Below are 23,934 nucleotides of genomic sequence, written 5' to 3'. Positions count from 1 at the left end.
GGGAAGAACACAGATGCCGGCCAAGCAGATGCTGCCGGGGCGGCGGCCCGCCGCCGTCAGGGCGCAGGGCCGCAAACGCCCGGCGGGCGGGGCCAAGCGGCCCGCCGGGCGCGGGCTGCTGTCGGGGCTGCGGCGTACGCAGCGGCAGTTGAGCAAGGCCTGGGACCGCCCGCTCACCGCGTACTACCTGATCTTCGGCAGCTCGCTGCTCATCACCGTGCTCGGGCTGGTGATGGTCTACTCGGCCTCCATGATCAAGGCGCTCCAGCTGGGCCTGGGCGACGCCTACTTCTTCAAGAAGCAGTTCCTGGCCGCCCTGATCGGCGGCGTCCTGCTCTTCGCCGCCTCCCGGATGCCGGTCAAGCTGCACCGGGCGCTGTCCTATCCGGTGCTGGCCGGAACCCTGTTCCTGATGGTCTTGGTCCAGGTCCCCGGGATAGGGGTCTCGATCAACGGCAACCAGAACTGGATCTCCCTGGGCGGCCCGTTCATGCTCCAGCCCAGCGAGTTCGGCAAGCTCGCGCTGATCCTGTGGGGCGCCGACCTGCTGGCCCGCAAGGGCGACAAGGGGCTGCTGAGCCAGTGGAAGCACCTGCTGGTGCCACTGGTCCCGGTGGCCTTCCTGCTGCTCGGGCTGATCATGCTCGGCGGGGACATGGGCACCGCGATGATCCTCGGAGCCGTCCTCTTCGGCCTGCTGTGGCTGGCAGGGGCGCCGACGAGGCTGTTCGTCGGAGTGCTCGCCTTCGCGGGTGTGATCGTCGCACTGCTCATCAAGACCAGCCCGCACCGCATGGACCGGCTCGCCTGCCTCGGAGCGACAGAACCGGGCAAGAACGACCTCTGCTGGCAAGCCGTACACGGGATCTATGCCCTCGCATCCGGCGGATGGTTCGGTTCCGGTCTCGGGGCGAGTGTGGAAAAATGGGGGCAACTGCCCGAAGCCCACACCGACTTCATCTTTGCCATCACCGGTGAGGAACTGGGCCTGGCAGGGACGCTGTCGGTGCTCGCCCTGTTCGCGGCTCTAGGCTATGCGGGTATCCGCGTGGCCGGACGCACGGAGGACTCCTTCGTACGGTATGCCGCGGGAGGCGTGACCACCTGGCTCACGGCCCAGGCCGTGATCAACATCGGTGCGGTGCTCGGCCTGCTGCCGATCGCCGGGGTCCCCCTCCCGCTGTTCTCCTACGGAGGGTCGGCCCTGCTGCCGACCATGTTCGCGGTCGGACTGCTCATCGCGTTCGCGCGGGAGGAACCGGCGGCGCGGGCGGCGCTCGCGATGCGACAGCCGAGAGCCGGCTGGAAGCGGAGCGGGCCGATATGGAAGTCGATGAGACGGCGCGTCAAGAGGCGTCCGTCCGGAGAGCGGTGAATTTCGGTGCATGTCGTACTCGCCGGTGGGGGGACCGCCGGCCACATCGAGCCGGCGCTGGCCCTCGCGGACGCACTGCGCAGGCAGGACCCGACCGTGGGCATCACCGCCCTCGGCACGGAACGGGGCCTGGAGACCCGCCTGGTGCCGGAGCGCGGCTACGAGCTGGGCCTCATCCCCGCCGTGCCGCTGCCCCGCAAGCCCACCCCGGAGCTGATCACCGTCCCCGGGCGGCTGCGCGGCACCATCAAGGCCGCCGAGGAGATCCTCGTACGCACCAAGGCCGACGTGGTCGTCGGCTTCGGCGGTTACGTGGCCCTGCCCGGCTACCTCGCCGCCAAGCGCCTCGGGGTGCCGATCATCGTCCACGAGGCCAACGCCCGCCCCGGACTGGCCAACAAGATCGGCTCCCGCTACGCGCACGCCGTCGCGGTCTCCACCCCCGACAGCAAGCTGCGCGGCGCCCGCTACGTGGGCATCCCGCTGCGCCGCTCCATCTCCACCCTCGACCGGGCCGCCGTCCGCCCCGAGGCGCGCGCCGCCTTCGGTCTGGACCCCAACCTGCCGACGCTGCTGGTCTCCGGCGGCTCCCAGGGCGCCCGCCGCCTCAACGAGGTGATCCAGCAGGCCGCGCCGACCCTCCAGCGCTCCGGGATCCAGATCCTGCACGCGGTCGGCCCGAAGAACGAACTGCCGCGTGTCGACAACATGCCCGGGATGCCGCCGTATGTGCCGGTACCGTACGTGGACCGGATGGATCTCGCGTACGCCGCCGCCGACATGATGCTGTGCCGCGCGGGTGCGATGACCGTCGCCGAACTCTCCGCCGTCGGACTGCCGGCCGTCTACGTACCGCTGCCCATCGGCAACGGCGAACAGCGGCTCAACGCCCAGCCGGTGGTCAAGGCCGGCGGCGGCCTGCTCGTGGACGACGCGGAGCTGACGCCCGACTGGGTGCTCGGCCAGGTCCTCCCGGTGCTGTCCGATCCGCACCGCCTGTACGAGATGTCCCGCGCCGCCGCCGAGTTCGGCCGCCGGGACGCCGACGACCTGCTCGTCGGTCTGGTCTACGAGGCGATTGCGGCTGCACGCAGGTAACCGCTGACCCAGGAGGCACAGGAGTGGCCGGAGCGACGACGGCACAGCGCGGCCCTTCCGGCCGGGGTGGCAAGGGGGGCAAGGGCGCGGACGCCTCCAAAGCGCCCAAAGCGCCCAAGCGGCCCAAGTCGTCGAAACCACCCGGGAGATCCGGCCCGCGGGGGCCCGGGCGCGCACTGCCGCGCCGGGTCCGCGTGCTGGCCTCCCTCGCCGTCGCGGTGCTCCTCGCCGCGGGCGTCACCTGGGCGCTGTACGGCTCCTCCTGGCTCCGCGTCGAGAAGGTCACGGCCACCGGCACCGAGGTGCTCACCCCCGAGCAGGTCCTCGCGGCCGCGGCCGTGCCCGTCGGCGCACCCCTGGTGGGCGTGGACACCGATGAGATCGCGGCCCGCGTGCGGGGCCGGCTGTCCCGCATCGATTCGGTCGACGTGGTGCGGTCCTGGCCGCACGGGATCGCCCTGAAGGTGACGGAACGCAAACCGGTCCTGCTCATCAAGGAGGACGGACAGTTCGTCGAAGTGGACGCTTCCGGTGTGCGATTCGACACGGTTCGGCAAGCACCCGCGCACGTTCCGGTCCTCGAACTGGCGGCGCAGGGCTCGCCGAGCGCCCGCCGCTTCGACGGCGAGCGGCTGCTGCGCGAGGCCGTCGGCATCGCCGGGAGCCTCCCGGAGGCGGTCTCCAGGGAGACGTTGCAGGTCACGGTCCGGTCGTACGATTCGGTCGTACTACAACTCACCAGGGGCCGTACGGTCGTCTGGGGGAGCGGCGAACTGGGTGAGGCCAAAGGCAGGGCGCTGACGGCCCTGCTGAAGGCCTCGCCCAAGGCCGACCACTTCGACGTGAGCGTCCCCACGGCACCTGCGGTGTCCGGGAGTTGACGTCAGGTCGAACGCCGACGCACCCTGGTTGGCCACCGATACGGGTGATCACATAGGGTGAAAAGAAAAACGGGAGGTTCGGCGTGTTCGTTGAACACGCGCTACTTGTCGACTTAGTGTCCTGTTCGGGAGAGTCCAGGGAACAGACACACCCCTAACCCTAAACTTAAGGGTGAGGGTTCGGGTCGGCGCGTACGGACCGTCCCACATTTCGGCATCAGTCGTCGCTACGCAGGCCCGCGAGGCGGCGACACGTAACTCGAGGCGAGAGGCCTTCGACGTGGCAGCACCGCAGAACTACCTCGCAGTCATCAAGGTCATCGGTGTCGGCGGCGGTGGTGTCAATGCCATCAACCGAATGATCGAGGTCGGTCTCAAGGGCGTCGAGTTCATCGCCATCAACACCGACGCCCAGGCGCTGTTGATGAGCGACGCCGACGTCAAGCTCGACGTCGGCCGCGAACTCACCCGGGGCCTCGGCGCCGGAGCCAACCCGGCCGTCGGCCGCAAGGCGGCAGAGGACCACCGCGAGGAGATCGAGGAGGTCCTCAAGGGGGCCGACATGGTCTTCGTGACCGCCGGCGAGGGCGGCGGCACCGGCACCGGCGGCGCACCCGTCGTCGCCAACATCGCGCGCTCGCTCGGCGCCCTGACGATCGGTGTGGTCACCCGCCCGTTCACCTTCGAGGGCCGGCGCCGCGCGAACCAGGCGGAGGACGGCATCGCCGAGCTCCGCGAAGAGGTCGACACCCTCATCGTCATCCCCAACGACCGGCTGCTGTCCATCTCGGACCGCCAGGTCAGCGTGCTCGACGCCTTCAAGTCGGCCGACCAGGTCCTGCTCTCCGGCGTCCAGGGCATCACCGACCTCATCACCACCCCCGGCCTGATCAACCTCGACTTCGCCGACGTCAAGTCCGTGATGTCCGAGGCGGGCTCGGCCCTGATGGGCATCGGCTCGGCCCGCGGCGACGACCGCGCGGTGGCCGCCGCCGAGATGGCCATCTCCTCGCCGCTGCTGGAGGCGTCCATCGACGGCGCCCGCGGCGTGCTGCTCTCCATCTCCGGCGGCTCGGACCTCGGTCTCTTCGAGATCAACGAGGCCGCGCAGCTGGTGAGCGAGGCCGCGCACCCCGAGGCGAACATCATCTTCGGCGCCGTCATCGACGACGCGCTCGGCGACGAGGTCCGCGTCACCGTCATCGCGGCCGGCTTCGACGGCGGACAGCCCCCGGCCCGCCGGGACAACGTCATCGGCGCCGCGTCCACCAAGCGCGAGGAGCCGGCCCCCGCGCCGGTCCGCGCGCCCGAGCCGGTCCGCCCGGCCTTCGGCGGACTCGGCACGGTCACCCCCCGCGAGGAGCCCCCGGCGCCGGTGGAGGTCCCGGTCGAGCCCGTGGCCCCCGCACCGCAGGTCCCGACGGCCCGGCCCTACCAGGACAGCCCGGCCGAAGAGCTGGATGTACCGGACTTCTTGAAGTGACACTGGGGCAGCACAGCGAGAACGGCGCCCACTTCGCCTTCACCGACCGGTGGGGCGGGGTGAGCGCCGTTCCGTACGAGGAGCTCAATCTCGGCGGCGCGGTCGGAGACGACCCGGCCGCCGTTCGCGCGAACCGGGCGATCGCGGCCGAGGGCCTGGGCATCCGGCCGGACCTGGTGGTCTGGATGAACCAGGTGCACGGCCGGGACGTGGCGGTGGTCGACGGCCCCTGGGGCGAGGGTGCCGACATCCCCTCCGTGGACGCGGTGGTGACCGCACGTCGGGGACTCGCCCTCGCGGTCCTCACCGCCGACTGCACGCCGGTCCTGCTGGCCGACCCCGTCGCCGGGGTCGTCGGCGCCGCCCACGCCGGACGGCCCGGACTGGTCGCCGGGGTGGTGCCCGCCGCCGTCGAGGCGATGACCGCCCTCGGCGCCGACCCCGCGCGGATGGTCGCCCGTACCGGACCGGCCGTCTGCGGCCGCTGCTACGAGGTGCCCGCCGAGATGCGGGAGGCGGTCGCCGGTGTGGTGCCGGCCGCTTGGGCCGAGACCAGCTGGGGGACACCGGCCGTCGACGTGGTCGCCGGGGTGCACGCGCAGCTGGCCGGAGCGGGGGTGGCGCACGCGCACCGCTCCCCGGTCTGCACACTGGAGTCGCGGGACCACTTCTCGTACCGCCGCGACCGGGTGACCGGGCGGCTTGCCGGATATGTCTGGTTGGACTGACGAATGACGGATCGTAAGGCCGAGCTCGCGGAGAACCTCGCGCGGGTCGAGGAGCGGATCGCGACCGCCTGCGCGGCGGCCGGGCGCAAGCGGGAGGAGGTGACCCTCATCGTGGTCACCAAGACCTACCCGGCGAGCGACGTACGACTGCTGGCGGACCTGGGTGTCCGTCATGTTGCGGAAAATCGCGACCAGGACGCCGCCCCCAAGGCGGCCGCCTGTGCGGATCTGCCGCTGAGCTGGCACTTCGTGGGTCAGTTGCAGACGAACAAAGTCCGTTCCGTGGCGGGATACGCGCACGTGGTGCAGTCCGTCGACCGGCCGAAGCTCGTCACCGCGCTCTCGGCGGCCGCGGAGGGGCAGGGGCGCGAGCTCGGCTGCCTCGTGCAGATCGCGCTCGACGCCGAGTCGGGCGAGCGCGGGGCCCGCGGCGGTGCCGCGCCGGACCTGATGGCGGAGTTGGCGGACCTCGTCGCCGGCGCGCCGGGTCTTCGGATCGACGGCCTCATGACCGTCGCCCCCCTGGCGGGCCCCTACGCGGGACGCGAACAGGCCGCCTTCGAGCGGATGATGGAATTGTCATCCAGCCTGCGCGCGGCCCATCCGGCTGCCACGATGGTGTCGGCCGGGATGAGCGCCGACCTGGAGCAGGCCGTGCTGGCGGGTGCGACACATGTACGCGTCGGCACTGCGGTACTCGGCGCGAGACCCCGGCTCGGGTAACGTCGCGAAGAAAGTCGGACCACAGCAGAAAATATGGTCATTTCCGCAGATGAGCGGACAGACCACGTGGATCGCGGGCAGTTGGTGACTTTGGTGACACAGCGACTTCGCTGACGGACACTCGACACCTGCGACAGGGCGATCCACCACAGAGCGGAGGACTCGGAGAATGGCCGGCGCGATGCGCAAGATGGCGGTCTACCTCGGCCTCGTGGAGGACGACCGGTACGACAACCCGGGGTACGACCCCGATGACGAGTTCGAGCCCGAACCGGAACCGGAACGGGCCCGAGACCGGGATCGTAGACAGCAGCCGGTGCACCAAACGCCCGTAACGGACGAACCGGTACGAGCTGTACAGCCGCCGGCTCCGCGCGAACCCCTCCCAATTCCGTCAGAAAACGGACGTCCCGCGCGAATTGCCCCCGTGGCATCCATCACACCTGACCGCACCAACCTGGAGAAGAACGCCCCCGTGATCATGCCCAAGGTCGTCTCCGAGCGGGAGCCGTACCGCATCACGACGCTGCACCCCCGGACCTACAACGAGGCCCGTACCATCGGGGAACACTTCCGTGAGGGCACTCCGGTGATCATGAATCTCACGGAGATGGACGACACGGACGCGAAGCGTCTCGTGGACTTCGCCGCCGGTCTTGTCTTCGGTCTGCACGGCAGTATTGAACGCGTGACACAGAAGGTGTTCCTGCTGTCTCCTGCTAACGTCGATGTCACGGCGGAGGACAAGGCCCGCATCGCGGAGGGCGGGTTCTTCAACCAAAGCTAGACCGATCCGTCAGAAACGGGACCGGGGACAGAGCGGAAGCAGGGGAGAGGGAAGCACGGGATGGGCGTCGCACTGCAGGTGGTCTACATCGCGCTGATGTGCTTCCTCATCGTGCTGATCTTCCGACTGGTCATGGACTACGTGTTCCAGTTCGCACGTTCATGGGCACCCGGCAAGGCGATGGTGGTCGTTCTGGAGGCCACCTACACGGTCACCGATCCACCGCTCAAGCTTCTTCGGCGCTTCATCCCGCCGTTGCGTCTCGGGGGCGTGGCACTCGACCTGTCCTTCTTCGTTCTGATGATCATCGTTTACATCCTCATCAGTTTCGTGAGCACCGCTGCGAGAAGCGTGTGAACGATGAGCTCCCCCGCAGGCGCGGGGACAGTCCCGATACGGTCCTGCCGACTGCCGACGACTACGTAGAGGTGAAGAAGACATGCCGCTGACTCCCGAGGACGTGCGGAACAAGCAGTTCACGACCGTCCGCCTGCGAGAAGGCTATGACGAGGACGAGGTCGACGCCTTCCTCGACGAGGTCGAGTCCGAGCTGACCCGTCTGCTGCGCGAGAACGAGGACCTGCGCGCGAAGCTGGCCGCCGCCACGCGTGCCGCCGCCCAGAACCAGCAGCAGCAGAACATGCGCAAGCCCGAGCCCCAGGACCAGCGTCCCGGCGCCCCCGTGCCGGCGGCCATATCCGGCCCGCCGCAGCAGCAGCAGCAGATGGGCCCGCCGCAGCTCCCGGGTGGCCAGCAGCAGCCGCAGATGGGACCGCCGCAGCTCCCCGCCGGTCCCGGCGGACACGGACCGCAGGGTCCGGGCCCGATGGGCGGCCCCATGCAGCAGCAGTCCATGGGCGGCCAGCACCCGATGGCGCCGCAGCAGCAGATGGGCCAGCAGCCCATGCAGCAGCAGATGCAGCAGCAGTCCATGGGCGGCCAGAACCAGCTCGGCCAGCCGATGGGCCAGCAGATGCAGCCGATGGGCCAGCAGATGCAGCCCATGCAGCAGCAGATGCAGCCGATGGGCCAGCCGCAGCTCCCGCAGCAGGGCCCCGGTGGCGACAGCGCCGCCCGCGTCCTGTCGCTCGCGCAGCAGACCGCCGACCAGGCGATCGCGGAGGCCCGCTCCGAGGCCAACAAGATCGTCGGAGAGGCGCGCAGCCGCGCCGAGGGCCTGGAGCGGGACGCCCGCGCCAAGGCCGACGCGCTGGAGCGGGACGCCCAGGAGAAGCACCGCGTCGCGATGGGCTCCCTGGAGTCCGCCCGCGCCACGCTGGAGCGCAAGGTCGAGGACCTGCGGGGCTTCGAGCGCGAGTACCGGACGCGTCTGAAGTCCTACCTGGAGTCGCAGCTGCGCCAGCTGGAGACCCAGGCCGACGACTCCCTCGCGCCGCCGCGCACCCCGGCCGGCCCGGCCCTGCCGCCGTCGCCGTCCCCGTCGATGGCTCCGGCCGGCGCCATGGGCATGGGTGGCCCGTCCCCCATGGGCGGACCGTCGCCGATGGGCGGCCCCTCCCCGATGGGCGGCGGCCCGTCCTACGGCGGCCAGCAGCAGATGTCCCCGGCGATGACGCAGCCGATGGCTCCGGTGCGGCCGGCTGCGCCGCAGCCGATGCAGGCGCCGTCTCCCATGCGGGGCTTCCTGATCGACGAGGACGACAACTAGGCGCCGCCGCCGCGTCTGTCGGCAGTCGCTTCACGGGCCGGGCCCGGACCCCCTCAGGGGATCCGGGCCCGGCCCGTTTCTGCGTCCGGGGCCGGTGGGCCCCGCGCAGCGGTCCGGCAACGGGCCGGAGACGGCTGTGGCCCGGCACCGCCCCCGGAGGGGTGGGCCGGGCCACAGGGAGGGACCGGTTACGCCTTGCGGAGGCGGAACGTCAGGGACAGGGACTCGTCCGTGAACGGGTCACCGTAGGCGGCGTCGGCTTCGCCGGCCGCGAAGTCCGTCGCCAGGACCTCGTCCGCGATCAGCGCCGCGTGGTCCGTCAGGGCCGTCACGACCTCCGGGGAGTCCGAGGACCACCGCAGGGCGATACGGTCCGCGACGTCCAGGCCGGAGTTCTTCCGGGCCTCCTGGATCAGCCGGATCGCGTCACGGGCCAGGCCCGCCAGCCGCAGCTCCGGGGTGATCTCCAGGTCGAGGGCGACCGTCGCACCGGAGTCCGAGGCCACCGACCAGCCCTCGCGGGGGGTCTCCGTGATGATGACCTCTTCCGGGGAGAGGGAGATCTCCTCGCCGTCCAGCGAGACGGTCGCGGAGCCGGAGCGCAGCGCCAGGGACAGGGCGGCGGCATCGGCGGCGGCGACGGCCTTCGCGACGTCCTGGACGCCCTTGCCGAAGCGCTTGCCCAGCGCCCGGAAGTTCGCCTTGGCCGTGGTGTCCACCAGCGAGCCGCCGACCTCGGACAGGGAGGCCAGGGAGGAGACGTTCAGCTCCTCCGTGATCTGCGCCTGGAGCTCCGGGGACAGGGCGTCGAAGCCCACCGCCCCGACCAGAGCGCGCGACAGCGGCTGGCGGGTCTTCACGCCCGACTCGGCACGCGTCGCGCGGCCCAGTTCCACGAGGCGGCGAACCAGCAGCATCTGCTGCGAGAGCACCGGGTCGATCGCCGAGGTGTCGGCCACCGGCCAGGTGGACAGGTGCACCGACTCCGGCGCGTCCGGGGTGACCGGGACGACCATGTCCTGCCAGACCCGCTCCGTGATGAACGGGGTGAGCGGGGCCATCAGGCGGGTCACCGTCTCGACCACGTCGTGCAGCGTGCGCAGCGCGGCCGCGTCGCCCTGCCAGAACCGGCGGCGCGAGCGGCGCACGTACCAGTTGGACAGGTCGTCCACGAAGGCGGAGAGCAGCTTGCCCGCGCGCTGGGTGTCGTAGGCCTCCATCGCGTCCGTGACCTCGGTGACGAGGGTGTGGAGCTCGGAGAGCAGCCAGCGGTCGAGGACGGTGCGGTCGGCCGGCGCCGGGTCGGCGGCGGACGGCGCCCAGTTCGAGGTACGGGCGTACAGGGCCTGGAAGGCGACCGTGTTCCAGTACGTGAGGAGCGTCTTGCGGACGACCTCCTGGATCGTGCCGTGGCCGACGCGGCGCGCCGTCCACGGGGAGCCGCCGGCCGCCATGAACCAGCGCACCGCGTCGGCGCCGTGCTGGTCCATGAGCGGGATCGGCTGGAGGATGTTGCCCAGGTGCTTGGACATCTTGCGGCCGTCCTCGGCGAGGATGTGGCCCAGGCAGACCACGTTCTCGTAGGACGACTTGTCGAAGACGAGGGTGCCGACCGCCATGAGCGTGTAGAACCAGCCGCGCGTCTGGTCGATGGCCTCCGAGATGAACTGCGCCGGGTAGCGCTTCTCGAAGACGTCCTTGTTCTTGTACGGGTAGCCCCACTGCGCGAACGGCATCGAGCCCGAGTCGTACCAGGCGTCGATGACCTCCGGGACGCGGACGGCGGTCAGGGAGCAGCCCTCGGCCGTGCAGGGGAAGGTCACGTCGTCGATGTACGGGCGGTGCGGGTCCAGGGCGGAGTGGTCCTGCCCGGACAGCTCGCTCAGTTCCGCGCGGGAGCCGACGCAGGTGAGGTGGTTCTCCTCGCAGCGCCAGATCGGCAGCGGGGTGCCCCAGTAGCGGTTGCGGGAGAGCGCCCAGTCGATGTTGTTGTTGAGCCAGTCGCCGAAGCGGCCCTGCTTGACGGAGTCCGGGAACCAGTTGGTCTTCTCGTTCTCCCGCAGCATCGCGTCCTTGACGGCGGTGGTGCGGATGTACCAGGACGGCTGCGCGTAGTAGAGCAGCGCGGTGTGGCAGCGCCAGCAGTGCGGGTAGCTGTGCTCGTAGGCGATGTGCTTGAAGAGCAGGCCGCGCGCGTCGAGGTCGGCGGTCAGGCGCTCGTCGGCCTTCTTGAAGAAGACGCCGCCGACCAGCGGGACCTCCTCCTCGAAGGTGCCGTCGGCACGGACCGGGTTCACGACCGGCATGCCGTACGCGCGGCAGACCGCGAGGTCGTCGGCGCCGAAGGCCGGGGCCTGGTGCACCAGACCGGTGCCGTCCTCGGTGGTGACGTACTCGGCGTTGACCACGTAGTGGGCCGGGGAGTCGAAGGGGACCAGCGCGAAGGGGCGCTCGTAGGTCCAGCGCTCCATCTCCTTGCCCGTGAAGGTCTGCCCGGTGGCCTCCCAGCCCTCGCCGAGCGCCTTCTCCAGCAGCGGCTGGGCGACGACCAGCTTCTCCTCGCCGTTGGTGGCGACGACGTACGTGACCTCGGGGTGGGCGGCCACGGCGGTGTTTGAGACGAGGGTCCAGGGGGTGGTGGTCCACACGACGAGCGCCGCCTCGCCGGCCAGCGGGCCGGAGGTCAGCGGGAAGCGGACGTAGACGGAGGGGTCGACGACCGTCTCGTAGCCCTGGGCGAGCTCGTGGTCGGACAGGCCGGTGCCGCAGCGCGGGCACCAGGGGGCCACGCGGTGGTCCTGGGTCAGCAGGCCCTTGTTGAAGATCTCCTTCAGCGACCACCAGACGGACTCGACGTACTCGGGGTCCATGGTCCGGTAGGCGTCGTCCAGGTCGACCCAGTAGCCCATGCGGGTCGTGAGCTCGGTGAACGCGTCGGTGTGGCGGGTCACGGACTCGCGGCACTTGGCGTTGAACTCGGCGATGCCGTACGCCTCGATGTCCTGCTTGCCGTTGAAGCCCAGTTCCTTCTCGACGGCCAGCTCCACGGGCAGGCCGTGGCAGTCCCAGCCGGCCTTGCGGGCCACGTGGTAGCCGCGCATGGTGCGGAAGCGGGGGAAGACGTCCTTGAAGACGCGGGCCTCGATGTGGTGCGCGCCGGGCATGCCGTTCGCGGTGGGCGGGCCCTCGTAGAAGACCCACTCGGGGCGGCCCTCGGACTGCTCCAGCGTCTTGGCGAAGGTCTTGCTCTCGCGCCAGAAGTCGAGGACGGCGTGTTCGAGGGCGGGCAGGTCGACCTGGGCGGGTACCGGGCGGTACTGCGGCGGTGTGGTCATGAGGCTGAACTCTTCCTCCGGCGGTGTGTCACTTCCGTCCGGAGGGACGAGAGCGTCTGCTGCTCCCGCGGTACCACCCTCCTTGGCCTCCGGACGGGTCCGGCGGCCCCCTCATTGGGGTGCGAAGCCGGTTCTACTCGCCGTACGGGGATCCGTGCGGGCTTTCTTCCGGCGGCTCCGGGGTGATCCTTCGCATCGCGCTCGCCCCCGGGCTCTCACCGTCCCCGGGTCGCTCCTGGCTGCGTCCGACGCTACTCGTCCCCATCCATGCCTTTCGCTGCGCCCAGTGTACGGGCCGGGGCGCGGGTCGGCAGACCGGTTTTGCGGGGGCCGGCGGCGCGTCGCGGGGCGGGTTCCGGCGTGACCCGGATGGGCTGACGGGCTGCTCCGGGATCCGCTGGGGCGGGTGGGGCGGATTACGGGGCTCCCCGCTGGGCACAACGGATGCAGGTTGACCTCGACGGACGCGTGCCCCGTTGCCGTGGGGTCGGAGGCGATTTATCGTTCCGGCACGATCTGCGAACAAGATCACAGTATGTGAAAAGGGGCCGCGGCCATGGTGGCGAAGAAGACGGGGACACGGGAGGTGGCCGAGCCCGCGGTCAAGGAGGCGGCCGCAAAGGTCCCGGCGGAGAAGGGCGCCGCCGGGTCGGCTGCCGCCGGGAAGGCGGCGAAGAAGGCCCCGGCCAAGACGGCCCCGGCCAAGAAGACCCCGGCGAAGAAGGCCCCGGCCAAGAAGGCGGCGGTGAAGAAGGCGGTCGCCGAGGAAGTCCCGGCCGGGAAGTCGGCCGCCAAGACGGCCCCGGCCAAGAAGGCCCCGGCCAAGACGGCCCCGGCCAAGACGGCCCCGGCGAAGAAGGCCCCGGCCAAGAAGGCGGCGGTGAAGAAGGCGGTCGCCGAGGAAGTCCCGGCCGGGAAGTCGGCCGCCACGACGGCCCCGGCCGAGGCGGCGGCCGGGCGTACCACGAGCAAGGCCGCGGCCAAGACGGCCGCGTCCGAGGGGGCGGCCCCGGCCGCGCGGAAGACGGGAGCTCGGAAAGTGGTTGCCAAGAAGACTGCGGGTACGGCCAGGAAGACGGCCGGGACCGCGACCAGCGGGCTCCCCAAGGTGAAAGCCGCCACGGCCCCCGGCGAGCTCGCCGTACGCGAGGGGGAGGACCCGTGGACCCCCGAGGAGGTGGCCGAGGCGCGGGCGGAGCTGGAGAGCGAGGTGCTGCGGCTGCGGGCCGAGCTGGACGCCTCCGAGGTGGCCATCTCGGGCCTGATGCGGGACTCCGGCGACGGTGCGGGCGACGACCAGGCCGACACCGGCACCAAGAACATCACCCGGGAGTCCGAACTGGCCCTCGCCGCGAACGCCACCTCGATGCTGGAGCAGACCGAGCGGGCCCTGGAACGGCTGGGGGCGGGTACGTACGGCCTCTGCGAGAACTGCGGCAGGCCCATCGGAAAGGCGCGCATGCAGGCCTTCCCGAGGGCGACGCTGTGCGTGGACTGCAAGCAGAAGCAGGAGCGAAGGCACTAGCCAGGACCTACGCGTACTGACGTACTCTCGTGTCTCGTCGGGATGAAGGTTCCCGTACCCGGTTCGAGCTAGTTCGAGGGACTCACGTGGCAGAGGCGGAGCGCATCATCGGTATGCCGGAGGTCGGGGACGGCGCCGAGCCGCAGTCGGAGCCCGCCGCGCCCCGCGGGCGCAGGCGGATCGCGGCGCTGCTGGTCGTCGCGGTGCTCGCGTACCTGCTCGACCTCGGCAGCAAGATGGTCGTCGTGGCCAAACTGGAACACCAGCCGCCGATCGAGATCATCGGCGAGTGGCTGAAGTTCTCCGCCATCCGCAACCCCGGCGCGGCCTTCGGCTTCGGCGAGGCCTTCACGATCATCTTCACGGTGATCGCGGCGACCGTGATCGTGGTGATCGTCCGGCTGGCCCGCAAGCTGTACAGCCTGCCGTGGGCGATCGCCCTGGGCCTGCTGCTGGGCGGTGCGCTGGGCAACCTCACCGACCGGATCTTCCGTTCGCCGGGCGTGTTCCGGGGCGCGGTCGTCGACTTCATCGCGCCGGCCCACTTCGCCGTGTTCAACCTCGCGGACTCGGCGATCGTGTGCGGCGGGATCCTGATCGTGCTGCTGTCCTTCAAGGGCCTGGACCCGGACGGCACCGTCCACAAGGACTGATCGCGGAGGCCGGGCGGGCATGCTCCTCTGCCGAGTCCTGCATACTCGACAGGTGAGTACGATTCCCGAGATCCGCACCCTGCCCGTTCCCGATGGCCTCGAGGGCGAGCGCGTCGACGCCGCCATCGCCCGTATGTTCGGTTTCTCCCGGACGAAGGCGGCCGAGCTGGCGGCGGAGGGGAAGGTCTCGGTCGACGGCAGCGTCGTCGGCAAGTCCGAGCGCGTCCACGGCGGCGCCTGGCTGGAAGTCGAGATGCCCGCCCCGCCGCGGCCCGTCGAGCTCGTGGCCGAGCCCGTGCCCGGCATGGAGATCATCCACGACGACGACGACGTCGTGGTCATCATGAAGCCGGTCGGCGTCGCCGCCCACCCCAGCCCCGGCTGGACCGGCACCACCGTCATCGGCGGCCTCGCCGCCGCCGGCTACCGGATCTCCACCTCCGGGGCCTCCGAGCGCCAGGGCATCGTGCACCGCCTCGACGTCGGCACCTCCGGCCTGATGGCCGTGGCCAAGTCCGAGCGCGCCTACACCTCGCTGAAGAACCAGTTCCGCGAGCGCGTCGTCGACAAGCGCTACCACGCGCTGGTGCAGGGCCACCCGGACCCGATGAGCGGCACGATCGACGCGCCGATCGGGCGCCACCCGAGCGCCGACTACAAGTGGGCGGTGACCCAGGACGGCAAGGCGTCGGTCACCCACTACGACCTCATCGAGGCCTTCCGCGCCGCCTCCCTGCTGGACATCAAGCTGGAGACGGGCCGCACGCACCAGATCCGCGTGCACATGTCCGCCCACCGCCACCCCTGCGTCGGCGACCTGACCTACGGCGCCGACCCGACCGTCGCGAAGCGGCTGGGCCTGACCCGGCAGTGGCTGCACGCGGTGCGGCTCGGCTTCGAGCACCCGGCCGACGGGCAGTGGGTGGAGTTCGAGAGCGGCTACCCGGCGGACCTCCAGCACGCGCTGGATGTGATCCGGGCCGAGAGCCAGTGACGGCCGTCCCGTCCGTCTCGGTGAGGGTGGTCTCCTCGGAGGCCGACCTGGCGGCCTGCTACGCCGTGCGGACCGAGGTGTTCGTGGTGGAGCAGTCCGTGCCGGAGTCGATCGAGTACGACGCGTACGACGCCGTCGCGGTGCACGTACTGGCCGTCGGCCCGGACGGGGAGCCGCTGGGCACCGGCCGACTGCTCCACGGGCCCGAGGCCCTGTCCAAGACCGGGTCCCCGGAGGTCGGCTCCCTGGGACGGCTGGCCGTACGCGAGTCCGCGCGCGGGCTGGGCGTCGGGGTGGCGCTGGTCCGCGCGATCGAGGCGGAGGCCGGGCGGCGGGGGCTGGCCGCGGTGTCGCTCGGCGCGCAGACGCATGCGCTGGGCTTCTACGAGCGGCTGGGGTACGAGGCGTACGGGCCGGAGTTCGACGACGCCGGTATTCCGCACCGGGCGATGCGGCGCGCCCTGCCGTAGCGGGCGGTGCCGCAGCCGGCGGTGCCGCTGCGCGGGGCCGTCCCCTACCCGCCCTTCAACCGTTCTCGCCTCAATCGCCGGCGGGGCTGTAAACAGCCCCGCCGGCGATTGAGGCGCGGGGCTCCGCGCGGCGGGACGCGCGCGGGCACCGCGCCTCAGGGCAGGGCGCCGGCGGATGCGGCAGGGTGGGGCCGTGGATCAGCTCGCTCTGCTCTTCGTGCTGTTGCTCGGGGCCGTGGTGACCGTACCGCTCGGGGACCGGCTCGGGCTGCCCGCGCCCGTGCTGATGACCCTCGGCGGGGTCGTCCTGGCCCTGGTGCCGGTCGTGCCCAATGTCGACGTCCCGCCCGAGTACATCCTGCCGCTGGTGCTGCCGCCGCTGCTGTACGCCTCCGCGCAGCGCACCTCCTGGCGGCAGTTCGCCGCCAACGTGCGGCCGATCCTGCTGCTGGCGGTGGCCCTGGTGTTCGTGACCACCGCCGCCGTGGCCGGGGTCGCGCACGCCGTCGTGCCCGGCCTGCCGCTGGCCGCCGCCGTTGCCCTCGGCGCGCTCGTCGCCCCGCCCGACCCGGTCGCCGCCACCGCCGTTGCCGGGGCGCTCGGGCTGCCGCGCCGGATGGTGTCGATCCTGGAGGGCGAGGGCCTGTTCAACGACGTCACCGCCATCGTGCTGTACCACGTCGCCGCCGCCGTGAGCGGCACCTTCTCCTGGCCCGACGCGCTCGGGGAGTTCGTGCTGTCCGCCGTGGTGGCGGTGGCCGTCGGGCTGGCGCTCGGCTGGGCCGCGAACCGGCTGATGGGGCGGCTCGGCGACGCCACCCTCCAGATCGGGCTGACGCTGCTGGTGCCGTTCGTGGCGTACGTGGTGGCGGAGGAGCTCCAGGGTTCGGGGGTGCTGGCCGTGCTGACGACGGCCCTGTTCCTCGCGGAGTACGCGGGAGACGCCGACGACGTGCTGGGGCGGCTGGCCGGGCACACGTTCTGGGAGATCGTCGACACGCTGGTCACCGGCGTGGCCTTCGGGCTGATCGGGCTGGAGCTGCACAACGTCTTCGGGGTGGCCGGCGGCCGCGAGTGGGCCATGGTCGGCTGGGCGGCGGCGGTCGTCGCGGTGGTGGTCGGCGTACGGCTGCTCTGGCTGCTGCCCGCGGCCTGGCTGGCGAAGAAGCTGCACGGGCGCCGCGACTACGACGAGGAGATCCCGCTGAGCTGGCGGGAGAGCCTCGTGATGTGGTGGGCCGGGATGCGCGGGGTGGCCTCGGTGGCGCTGGCCCTGGCCCTGCCGTTCCGTACCGATGCCGGGGAGCCCTTCCCGGCGCGTGACGAGATCGTCTTCATCGCCTTCGCGGTGATCATGACCACGCTGGTGTTCCAGGGGCTGACCCTGCCGTGGCTGGTGCGCCGGCTGGGGGTGGAGGCGGACGCGGACGTCGAGCGGGAGACCGAGCGGCGGCTGGCGCTGCGCGCGGCGAAGGCCGCGAAGCGGCGGCTCAAGGAGATCGAGGAGGTCGAGGACCTCCCCGAGGACCTGGTGGAGATCCTGTACCGCCGGGCGTACGACGTCGGGGCCAGGATCAGCCCGGACCTGGTCGACGAGGAGCGCCGGGAGGCGTACGCGAAGCGAGTGGAGCGGATCCGCGACGTCCAGCGCATCCAGCGGGAGATGATGTCCGCCGCCCGTCACGAGGTCCTCGCGGCGCGCAGCGAACCGGGCTCCGACCCGGAGATCGTCGACCGGGTGCTGCGGCACTTGGACGTGAGGAGTCTGCGCAGCCCGTAGGCGGAGCCGGGGCGGTCTCGTCGGCGGACGGAGTCCGCCGCAGCGCCGCGAAGCCGGGGAGACCGGCCACGGCCGAGCCGTGCGAGGGGTGCGTCGGGGAGGGGGCGTGAGGAGTCTGCGCAGCCCGCAGGGGGCTGCGGATCATTCGGGGCGGACCGCTTCCGAGGTGGTGACGCGGGGGAGGGCGTACGGGTGGTGGGCGGCCAGCCAGACGATCAGCTGCTCGCGGACCGCGCAGCGCAGGGTCCACACGTCGTCGGCGTCCTTCGCCGTGACCACCGCGCGGACCACGATGGTGTTCGGGGTGGTGTCGGTGACGGCCAGGCTGCCGGTGCGGCCGTCCCACTCGGGGATGTCCTTGAGCAGCTCGGCGAGCTTGTCCCGCATGAGGGGGACCGGCGCCGAGTGGTCCAGGTGCCAGAAGACCGTGCCGGTCATCTGGGCGCCGCCGCGCGACCAGTTCTCGTACGGCTTGCCGGTGAAGTACGAGACCGGCATCGTGATCCGGCGCTCGTCCCAGGTGCGCACCACCAGGAAGGTCAGGGTGATCTCCTCGACCTTGCCCCACTCCTTGTCCACGACCACCGTGTCCCCGATGCGCACGGTGTCCCCGAAGGCGATCTGAAGCCCGGCGAAGAGGTTGCCGAGGGAGGCCTGCGCGGCGATGCCCGCGACGATGCCGAGCACCCCGGCGGAGGCCAGCACCGAGGCGCCGACCGTGCGCATCGGCGGGAAGGTCAGCAGCATCGCGGCGGCGGCGACCACCACGGCCACGGCCGTGAGCACCCGCTGGATCAGGGTGACCTGGGTGCGGACCCGGCGCACCCGGGCGTCGTCGGGAGAGGCGGCGGCGTAGCGGGCGTACGTGGCCTCGACGACCGCCGCCGCGATGCCGACGAGCAGCCAGGCGGTCGAGGCGATCTGGACCAGGGTCAGGGCGTGGCCCACGTCGGCCGCGTGGGCGGGGAGGATGCCCGCCGGCCGGTACGCGGCCTGGAGCGCCGCGGTGCCGAGGACGAGCCGGAAGGGCAGGCCGCAGCGGCGCAGCAGGCCCCACAGCGGGGTTTCGGTGTGCCGGGCGTCGGCCTTGCGCAGCAGCAGGTCGAGCACCCAGCCGGCGACCAGGGTGAGGACCAGGGCGGCGCCGACGACCAGGACGGGACGCAGGACGTTCTCCATCTCCATGCTGAGACCGTATCCACGGGGCGCCCCCGGACTCCTGCTTTCCCCGCGAATGGCACGATGGAGGGCATGAACATCATGCTCTTCCATTCGACGTACGGGCTGCGGCCCGCGGTCCACGCCGCGGCCGACCGGCTGCGCGCGGCCGGGCACGAGGTCCAGGTGCCGGACCTCTTCGAGGGCCGTGCGTTCGCCACGTTCGAGGAGGGTGCGGCCTACCAGGAGGAGGTGGGCCGCGACGAGCTGCTCAAGCGGGCGGTGCTGGCGTCGGCGCCCTTCTCCGACCGGGGCCTGGTCTACGCGGGCTTCTCCTTCGGCGGTTCCGTCGCGCAGCACCTGGCGCTGGCCGACGACAAGGCGCGCGGCCTGCTGCTCCTGCACGGCACGGCGGACCTGGACGAGGACGCGTCGGCGGACGAGCTGCCGGTGCAGCTGCACATCGCGGACCCGGACCCGTACGAGACGCACGACTGGCTGACCGCCTGGTACCTGCGGATGCGGCGCGCCGGGGCGGACGTGGAGGTGCACGGCTACGCGGGCGCGGGGCACCTGTTCACGGACCCGGACCTGGAGGACTACGACGCCGAGGCGGCGGAGGAGGCCTGGAAGGCCGCCCTGGCGTTCCTGGACACGCTGTAGGACGCGGGAGCGGGAGACGGGGCGATGCCCCCGGCCGGGCGCCGGGGGCATCGTCGTCGTTGCGGGTGAGCCGGTGGATCAGCCGCGGTAGGCGGTCCACATGCTCTTCATGCGCGAGACCTGGCCCGCGGTGAACTGGTACATGCAGGAGTCGTACGTGTAGTCCATGAAGTTGTGGATCGGGTCGACGCCGGCCTTGCTGGCGCAGGAGTCGCGGCCGGTCGGGCACTCGAAGGCGGCGCTCTTCTCGGCCGGGGTGTCGGAGACGGAGTCGCCGCTGCCCGTGCAGCCGCCCTGGAAGGTGTGGTACAGGCCCATCCAGTGGCCGACCTCGTGGGTGGCGGTGTCGCCCTCGTTGTAGTTGGCGGCGGAGCCGCCGGGCAGCGAGGTGTTGAGGAGGACCACGCCGTCCATCTTGGGCTGGGAGGCGTAGGAGCTCGGGAAGGTCGCCCAGCCGAGGAGGCCGCCGCCGAGGTTGGCGGTGTAGATGTTGAGCGCGTTCTTGTCGCCCTTGCGCAGGGCGTTCTTCATGTCCTTCTCGGCCTGGGTGCCGTCGGAGACGTTGTACCAGGCGGCGTTGTCCGTGTAGTCGGTGCCGGCCAGGGTGAACTGGAAGCCGGCGTCGACGTTGCCGCTGCCCTGGCCGCTGTAGGCGGCGTTGAGGACGGCGAGCTGGTTGTTGATGTCCGTGGCGGTCAGCTTTCCGGCGGTGCCGGAGGTGATGACGTGGACGTACACCGGGATGTTCGTGGCGGCGGTGGCGAGCGAGGCGCCGGCGCCGGAGCCGAAGACCTGCTGGGGGGAGAGCTGGAGGCCCTTGAGCTTCTTCTGCAGGTCGGCGTCCATGGCCTTGACCTGGGCCTCGCTGACCTCGTTGGGCTCGGCCGCGTGGCTGTCCTTGGGCTTGGCGACGCGGGCGTTGGCAGGGGCGGAGCCCTGCTCGGCACAGGCCTCGGCACCGGTGCTGGAGGCTGCGGCGGCGACCGTGGTGGGGGCGGTCAGAGGGGCGAACGCCAGGGTGGAGGCCAGGACGGCCGTACCCATGAGGCGGCGGCGGAGAAGGGGGGATATGCGGGCAGAAGCGCGCACGATGGCTCCTCGGCAAGCGTGGTGGGGGGTGAGGGATTTCCTCACGCTGGCCGGAAGTTTATGTGTGCATGTCATCGAGATGGCAAGTACCCGTAGGTTAAAGATTTGTTGCCGATGTGCCGGATGGGGCTCCTGGTCTGCACCAGGAGCCCCCTTTTGCAGCAAATTTGACGGAGGGTCAGTTAACCGGGCGGTCGGCCCGTTCCACCTTCTGGCTGCCGTTCAGCGTGCGGTACGAGCGGGCCCAGGACGAGCTCGCGTCCTGCCGCCGCTTGTCCGAGACCACGTAGTAGTCCATCTGCGAGCGCTCGGCCGTCACGTCCAGCACGCCGTAGCCGTGCGAGTCCATGTCCAGCCACTTCACGTGCCAGTTCGCCGCCTTGACGGCGCCCTCGGCCACCACCGAGAGGGTGTGCGGCGCCACGTGCAGCATGTCGTCGATGTTGTCGGAGGTCACCGAGGTCACCACGAACTCGGTGGCCGCCGTGCCCGAACCCGGGTACGTCGCCATGTTCACGGGGACGTCGTTCGCCCATGCCATGTGGATGTCGCCGGTCAGGAACACCGTGTTCTTGATGTTCCGGTCCTTCAAGTGGCCCAGGAGTTCCTTGCGGTCGTCCGTGTAGCCGTCCCACTGGTCCGTGTTGACCGCTATGCCGCCCTCGGGCAGGCCCAGCAGGTGCGCGAGCGGCTTCAGCAGGTGCGCGGGCAGCGAGGCGAAGGCCACCGGCGAGATCATCACCGAGGTGCCGACCAGCTTCCAGGTCGCGTTCGAGGCCGCCAGCCCGGACTTGAGCCAGTCCAGCTGGGCGCGCCCGGTGATGGTGCGCTCCGGGTCGTCCACCGAGCCGCTGCCGGTCTTGGCCTGCTGCGAGCGGAAGGAGCGCAGGTCCAGCAGGTGCAGGTCGGCGAGGGTGCCGAACTGGAGCCGCCGGTAGACGGTACCCGCGACGGAGGGGCGCACGGGCATCCACTCGAAGTACGCCTGCTTGGCGGCGGCCGCGCGGGCCGCCCAGTCGCCCTCGGCGCCCGGGGTGTGGTTCCCGGCGCCGTCGGACCAGGAGTTGTCGGCGAACTCGTGGTCGTCCCAGATGGCCACGATCGGGTGGGCCGCGTGCAGGGCCTGGAGGTCGCCGTCCGTCTTGTACTTGCCGTGCCGGGTGCGGTAGTCGGAGAGCGAGACGATCTCGTTCTTCGGCTCGTGCTGGCGTACGACGTACTTCGCCTCGGGGTAGCCGCCGGTCTGGTACTCGTAGATGTAGTCGCCCAGGTGCAGCACCGCGTGCAGGTCGGTGCGGGCGGCCAGGTGCCGGTACGCGGAGAAGTACCCGGACTCCCAGTTGGCGCAGGAGACCACGCCGAAGCGGATGCCGGGCGTGGTCGTGCCGGCCGCCGGGGCGGTCAGGGTGCGGCCGGCCGGGGAGACGGTGGAACCGGCGGTGAACCGGTACCAGTACGGGGTCTGCGGGCGCAGGCCGCGCACGTCCGCCTTGACGGTGTGGTCGGAGGCGGCGGTCGCGGTGACGGAACCGCTCGCGACGATCCGGGAGAAGGCCTTGTCCTCGGCCACCTCCCAGCCCACCGCGGTGGCCGGGCCCAGGCCGGAGCCGGGCACCGCCTCGGGAGACGGGGTGACGCGGGTCCAGAGCAGGACCCCGTCGGGCAGCGGGTCGCCGGAGGCGACGCCGTGGAGGAAGGCGGGCGCGGCCCCCGCCGCGTGGGCCGCCTGGGCGCCGAGGGTGGTGATCGGCGCGAGCGCGGCCGTGGCCGCGGCGGCCAGCACGACCGTACGGCGGCGCGGGTGCGAAGGGGTGAGATGACTGGTCACGGCCGATCATATTACTGATCGGTATGTGGCTGGGAACAGACACGGAACGGCAACGGGCGGGCGAACTCCGAGAGTTCGCCCGCCCGTGCGCCACGGTCCGGAGCTATGTCCGGATCTGTCAGGTCATCAGCCCGCGAGGGCCTTGTCGATCGCGGCGGTGAAGGCCTCCGGCGTCGCCGGGGTCTCGATCTTCTTGCCGTCCATCTTCAGCGTCGGGGTGCCCGTCACCCCGGACTTGTTGAAGGCGTCCGACATGTCCATCGCCCAGCGGTCGTACGTGCCGTCCTGGACCGCCTTCTTGAACTCGGCGTTGTCCTTCAGCGCCGGGACGGTGTCCGCGACCTTCAGCAGGTAGTCGTCCTTCGCGAACGCGTCGTTCGTCTCCTCGGGGTGCAGCGCCTTCGAGTAGAGCGCCCCCTTGTACTCCAGGAAGGCCTCGGGGCTCACGTTCAGGGCCGCGCCCAGCGCGCTCAGGGCGTTCTTCGAACCCTCGCCCTTGACGCCGTTGTCGATGAAGGTCGCGCCGAAGTAGCGGAGCTTGTACTTGCCCGCGTCCACGTCCTTCTTGATCTGCTCGCCGGTCGACTGCTCGAAGGCGGCGCAGGCCGGGCAGCGCGAGTCCTCGTACAGCTCCAGGGTCTTCTTCGCCTCGGGCTTGCCGATGACCACGGTCAGGCCGTCCTCGCCCGTGGTGTTCTTCGGCTTGACCAGCTCGGCCTCGGCGGCCTTGTCCCAGTAGCCGGGCTCGTTGGCCTGGACGACCGCGTAGCCGACACCGCCGGCCAGCGCGAGGACGGCGACGACCGCGCCGGCCACGACGATCTGGCGGCGGGCCTTGTCCTTCTTCGCCTGCTGCTCGCGCTCGATGCGCAGCCGCTCGCGGGCGGCGGCCTTGTTCTGCTGGCTGTTGCGTGAACTCATGATGATCTCCGTGGAACGGGAAGGAACGAGGGGGGACCGCGTACGTGCTCAGGCGCTCGTGAGCGCCGCACGTACGGGAGGGCCCCGCCGGCCCACGGAATGCGCCGGGAAGCGGGTACGGGCCACCGCCCCGCGGAACACCGGCCGCAGCGCCCGCCCGGCCCGCCCGGGGACGGCCCCGGCCGGGGCCGTCGCCAGCAGCAGCGGCCGGAACGCGAAGGCGGCGACCGCCCGCAGCAGCCGCACCAGGGCCCGCTCGCCGTGCCGCAGCCACGCGGCGGCCACCAGCCCGACGGTGACGTGCGCGCCGAGCAGCAGCCAGGGCGTCCACGGCCCGGGCGAGGCCAGCAGCGCCGCCGGATCCCCGGCGGGCCCGGCCACCCCGGTCAGCGGTCCGCCCACCGGGGTCCCGCCGCACAGCTCGTCCAGGCCCAGCGCGCGCAGCGGCCCGGCCACCGGCCCGCCGGCGGGGCCGTAGCAGAGGTGCTGGCCGGCGGTGAAGACGGTGTCGGCCGCCAGCTCCAGCGGCACCAGCAGCCCGGCGATCGGGCCGAAGCCCCGCTCCCGGCCGGCCAGCGCGAAGGCGATCGCGAAGACCCCGGCGAACGCCCCGGCGATCATCGCGGGCGGCAGCGGCACCCGGGACATGAGCACGTGGGACCCGGCCGAGAGCAGCACCACGAGCGCGCTGAACAGCGCGGCCCGCAGCCCCCGGATCCTCACCCCTGATATGTCCATCGCCGCGAGTCTGCCATGAGTTCCTGTGCGAGAGGC

At 71.4% G+C, this 23,934-nt stretch carries 21 protein-coding genes; 15 read left to right on the top strand and 6 right to left on the bottom strand.

Going from position 1 to position 23,934, the window contains the following annotated elements:
• Window positions 1–13: 13 nt before the first annotated feature.
• The 9 genes from ftsW (at window position 14) to ACZ597_RS12945 (ending at window position 8,744) form a co-directional block, all read left to right on the top strand.
• Complete coding sequence (ftsW, locus tag ACZ597_RS12985; RefSeq protein ID WP_471328453.1) at window positions 14–1,375, top strand: putative lipid II flippase FtsW; 1,362 nt, start codon at window positions 14–16, stop codon at window positions 1,373–1,375.
• Between the two features lie 6 nt (window positions 1,376–1,381).
• Entirely contained in the window at window positions 1,382–2,473 is a 1,092-nt protein-coding gene (murG, locus tag ACZ597_RS12980) for an undecaprenyldiphospho-muramoylpentapeptide beta-N-acetylglucosaminyltransferase (RefSeq protein ID WP_471328451.1), read from the top strand.
• Window positions 2,474–2,496: 23 nt separating this feature from the next.
• Window positions 2,497–3,354: a cell division protein FtsQ/DivIB gene (locus ACZ597_RS12975; protein ID WP_471328449.1), complete on the top strand. Its 858-nt coding sequence runs from the start codon at window positions 2,497–2,499 to the stop codon at window positions 3,352–3,354.
• A 280-nt stretch (window positions 3,355–3,634) separates the two neighbouring features.
• On the top strand, window positions 3,635–4,837 hold the full coding sequence (ftsZ, locus tag ACZ597_RS12970; protein WP_471328447.1) for a cell division protein FtsZ: 1,203 nt from the start codon (window positions 3,635–3,637) through the stop codon (window positions 4,835–4,837).
• Window positions 4,834–5,565, top strand: a complete 732-nt coding sequence (gene pgeF / locus ACZ597_RS12965) for a peptidoglycan editing factor PgeF (protein WP_471328445.1) — start codon at window positions 4,834–4,836, stop codon at window positions 5,563–5,565. The genes ftsZ and pgeF overlap by 4 nt, the downstream gene beginning before the upstream one ends.
• A 3-nt stretch (window positions 5,566–5,568) precedes the next feature.
• Window positions 5,569–6,288, top strand: a complete 720-nt coding sequence (locus tag ACZ597_RS12960; protein WP_471328443.1) for a YggS family pyridoxal phosphate-dependent enzyme — start codon at window positions 5,569–5,571, stop codon at window positions 6,286–6,288.
• Window positions 6,289–6,457: 169 nt separating this feature from the next.
• Entirely contained in the window at window positions 6,458–7,075 is a 618-nt protein-coding gene (locus ACZ597_RS12955) for a cell division protein SepF (protein ID WP_007263604.1), read from the top strand.
• Between the two features lie 60 nt (window positions 7,076–7,135).
• Window positions 7,136–7,432 (top strand): YggT family protein, encoded by a 297-nt coding sequence (locus tag ACZ597_RS12950; RefSeq protein WP_007263603.1) that lies wholly within the window; start codon window positions 7,136–7,138, stop codon window positions 7,430–7,432.
• Window positions 7,433–7,514: 82 nt separating this feature from the next.
• On the top strand, window positions 7,515–8,744 hold the full coding sequence (locus tag ACZ597_RS12945; RefSeq protein ID WP_471328441.1) for a DivIVA domain-containing protein: 1,230 nt from the start codon (window positions 7,515–7,517) through the stop codon (window positions 8,742–8,744).
• Between the two features lie 188 nt (window positions 8,745–8,932).
• Here the strand turns inward: ACZ597_RS12945 and ileS are convergent, their stop codons facing one another.
• Complete coding sequence (ileS, locus tag ACZ597_RS12940; RefSeq protein ID WP_471328439.1) at window positions 8,933–12,079, bottom strand: isoleucine--tRNA ligase; 3,147 nt, start codon at window positions 12,077–12,079, stop codon at window positions 8,933–8,935.
• A gap of 556 nt (window positions 12,080–12,635) precedes the next feature.
• On the opposite strand from ileS, the gene ACZ597_RS12935 reads away from it, so the two are divergent.
• From ACZ597_RS12935 to ACZ597_RS12915, 5 genes are all read left to right on the top strand, one after another.
• Window positions 12,636–13,604, top strand: coding sequence for a TraR/DksA family transcriptional regulator (locus tag ACZ597_RS12935; RefSeq protein WP_471328437.1), 969 nt, complete (start codon window positions 12,636–12,638; stop codon window positions 13,602–13,604).
• An 86-nt stretch (window positions 13,605–13,690) separates the two neighbouring features.
• On the top strand, window positions 13,691–14,257 hold the full coding sequence (gene lspA, locus ACZ597_RS12930; protein WP_471328435.1) for a signal peptidase II: 567 nt from the start codon (window positions 13,691–13,693) through the stop codon (window positions 14,255–14,257).
• A gap of 52 nt (window positions 14,258–14,309) precedes the next feature.
• A complete protein-coding gene (locus tag ACZ597_RS12925) occupies window positions 14,310–15,251 on the top strand; it encodes an RluA family pseudouridine synthase (protein ID WP_007263598.1) in 942 nt (313 codons plus the stop codon).
• Window positions 15,248–15,721 carry a GNAT family N-acetyltransferase gene (locus ACZ597_RS12920; protein ID WP_471328433.1) on the top strand — a complete coding sequence of 158 codons (474 nt, stop codon included), beginning with the start codon at window positions 15,248–15,250 and terminating at the stop codon, window positions 15,719–15,721. The genes ACZ597_RS12925 and ACZ597_RS12920 overlap by 4 nt, the downstream gene beginning before the upstream one ends.
• A gap of 193 nt (window positions 15,722–15,914) precedes the next feature.
• Window positions 15,915–17,501: a Na+/H+ antiporter gene (locus ACZ597_RS12915; protein WP_471328431.1), complete on the top strand. Its 1,587-nt coding sequence runs from the start codon at window positions 15,915–15,917 to the stop codon at window positions 17,499–17,501.
• A gap of 141 nt (window positions 17,502–17,642) precedes the next feature.
• Here the strand turns inward: ACZ597_RS12915 and ACZ597_RS12910 are convergent, their stop codons facing one another.
• Window positions 17,643–18,680 carry a mechanosensitive ion channel family protein gene (locus tag ACZ597_RS12910; RefSeq protein WP_471328884.1) on the bottom strand — a complete coding sequence of 346 codons (1,038 nt, stop codon included), beginning with the start codon at window positions 18,678–18,680 and terminating at the stop codon, window positions 17,643–17,645.
• Window positions 18,681–18,752: 72 nt separating this feature from the next.
• Between ACZ597_RS12910 and ACZ597_RS12905 the strand changes: the two genes are divergently transcribed.
• A complete protein-coding gene (locus ACZ597_RS12905) occupies window positions 18,753–19,322 on the top strand; it encodes a dienelactone hydrolase family protein (protein ID WP_471328430.1) in 570 nt (189 codons plus the stop codon).
• Window positions 19,323–19,400: 78 nt separating this feature from the next.
• Here ACZ597_RS12905 and ACZ597_RS12900 read toward each other — a convergent pair whose 3' ends face one another.
• The 4 genes from ACZ597_RS12900 to ACZ597_RS12885 form a co-directional block, all read right to left on the bottom strand.
• Window positions 19,401–20,366 carry a zinc metalloprotease gene (locus ACZ597_RS12900; RefSeq protein WP_471328882.1) on the bottom strand — a complete coding sequence of 322 codons (966 nt, stop codon included), beginning with the start codon at window positions 20,364–20,366 and terminating at the stop codon, window positions 19,401–19,403.
• Window positions 20,367–20,589: 223 nt separating this feature from the next.
• Complete coding sequence (locus ACZ597_RS12895; protein ID WP_471328428.1) at window positions 20,590–22,239, bottom strand: alkaline phosphatase D family protein; 1,650 nt, start codon at window positions 22,237–22,239, stop codon at window positions 20,590–20,592.
• Between the two features lie 126 nt (window positions 22,240–22,365).
• On the bottom strand, window positions 22,366–23,160 hold the full coding sequence (locus ACZ597_RS12890) for a DsbA family protein (RefSeq protein ID WP_471328426.1): 795 nt from the start codon (window positions 23,158–23,160) through the stop codon (window positions 22,366–22,368).
• Window positions 23,161–23,208: 48 nt separating this feature from the next.
• Window positions 23,209–23,898: a hypothetical protein gene (locus ACZ597_RS12885; protein ID WP_471328424.1), complete on the bottom strand. Its 690-nt coding sequence runs from the start codon at window positions 23,896–23,898 to the stop codon at window positions 23,209–23,211.
• Between the last annotated feature and the right edge of the window lie 36 nt (window positions 23,899–23,934).

The sequence above is a fragment of the Streptomyces sp. NPDC040718 genome (genome assembly GCF_055593565.1).
Note: the sequence above shows the minus strand (reverse complement) of the source record. Positions and strands in the feature narration are given on the sequence as shown.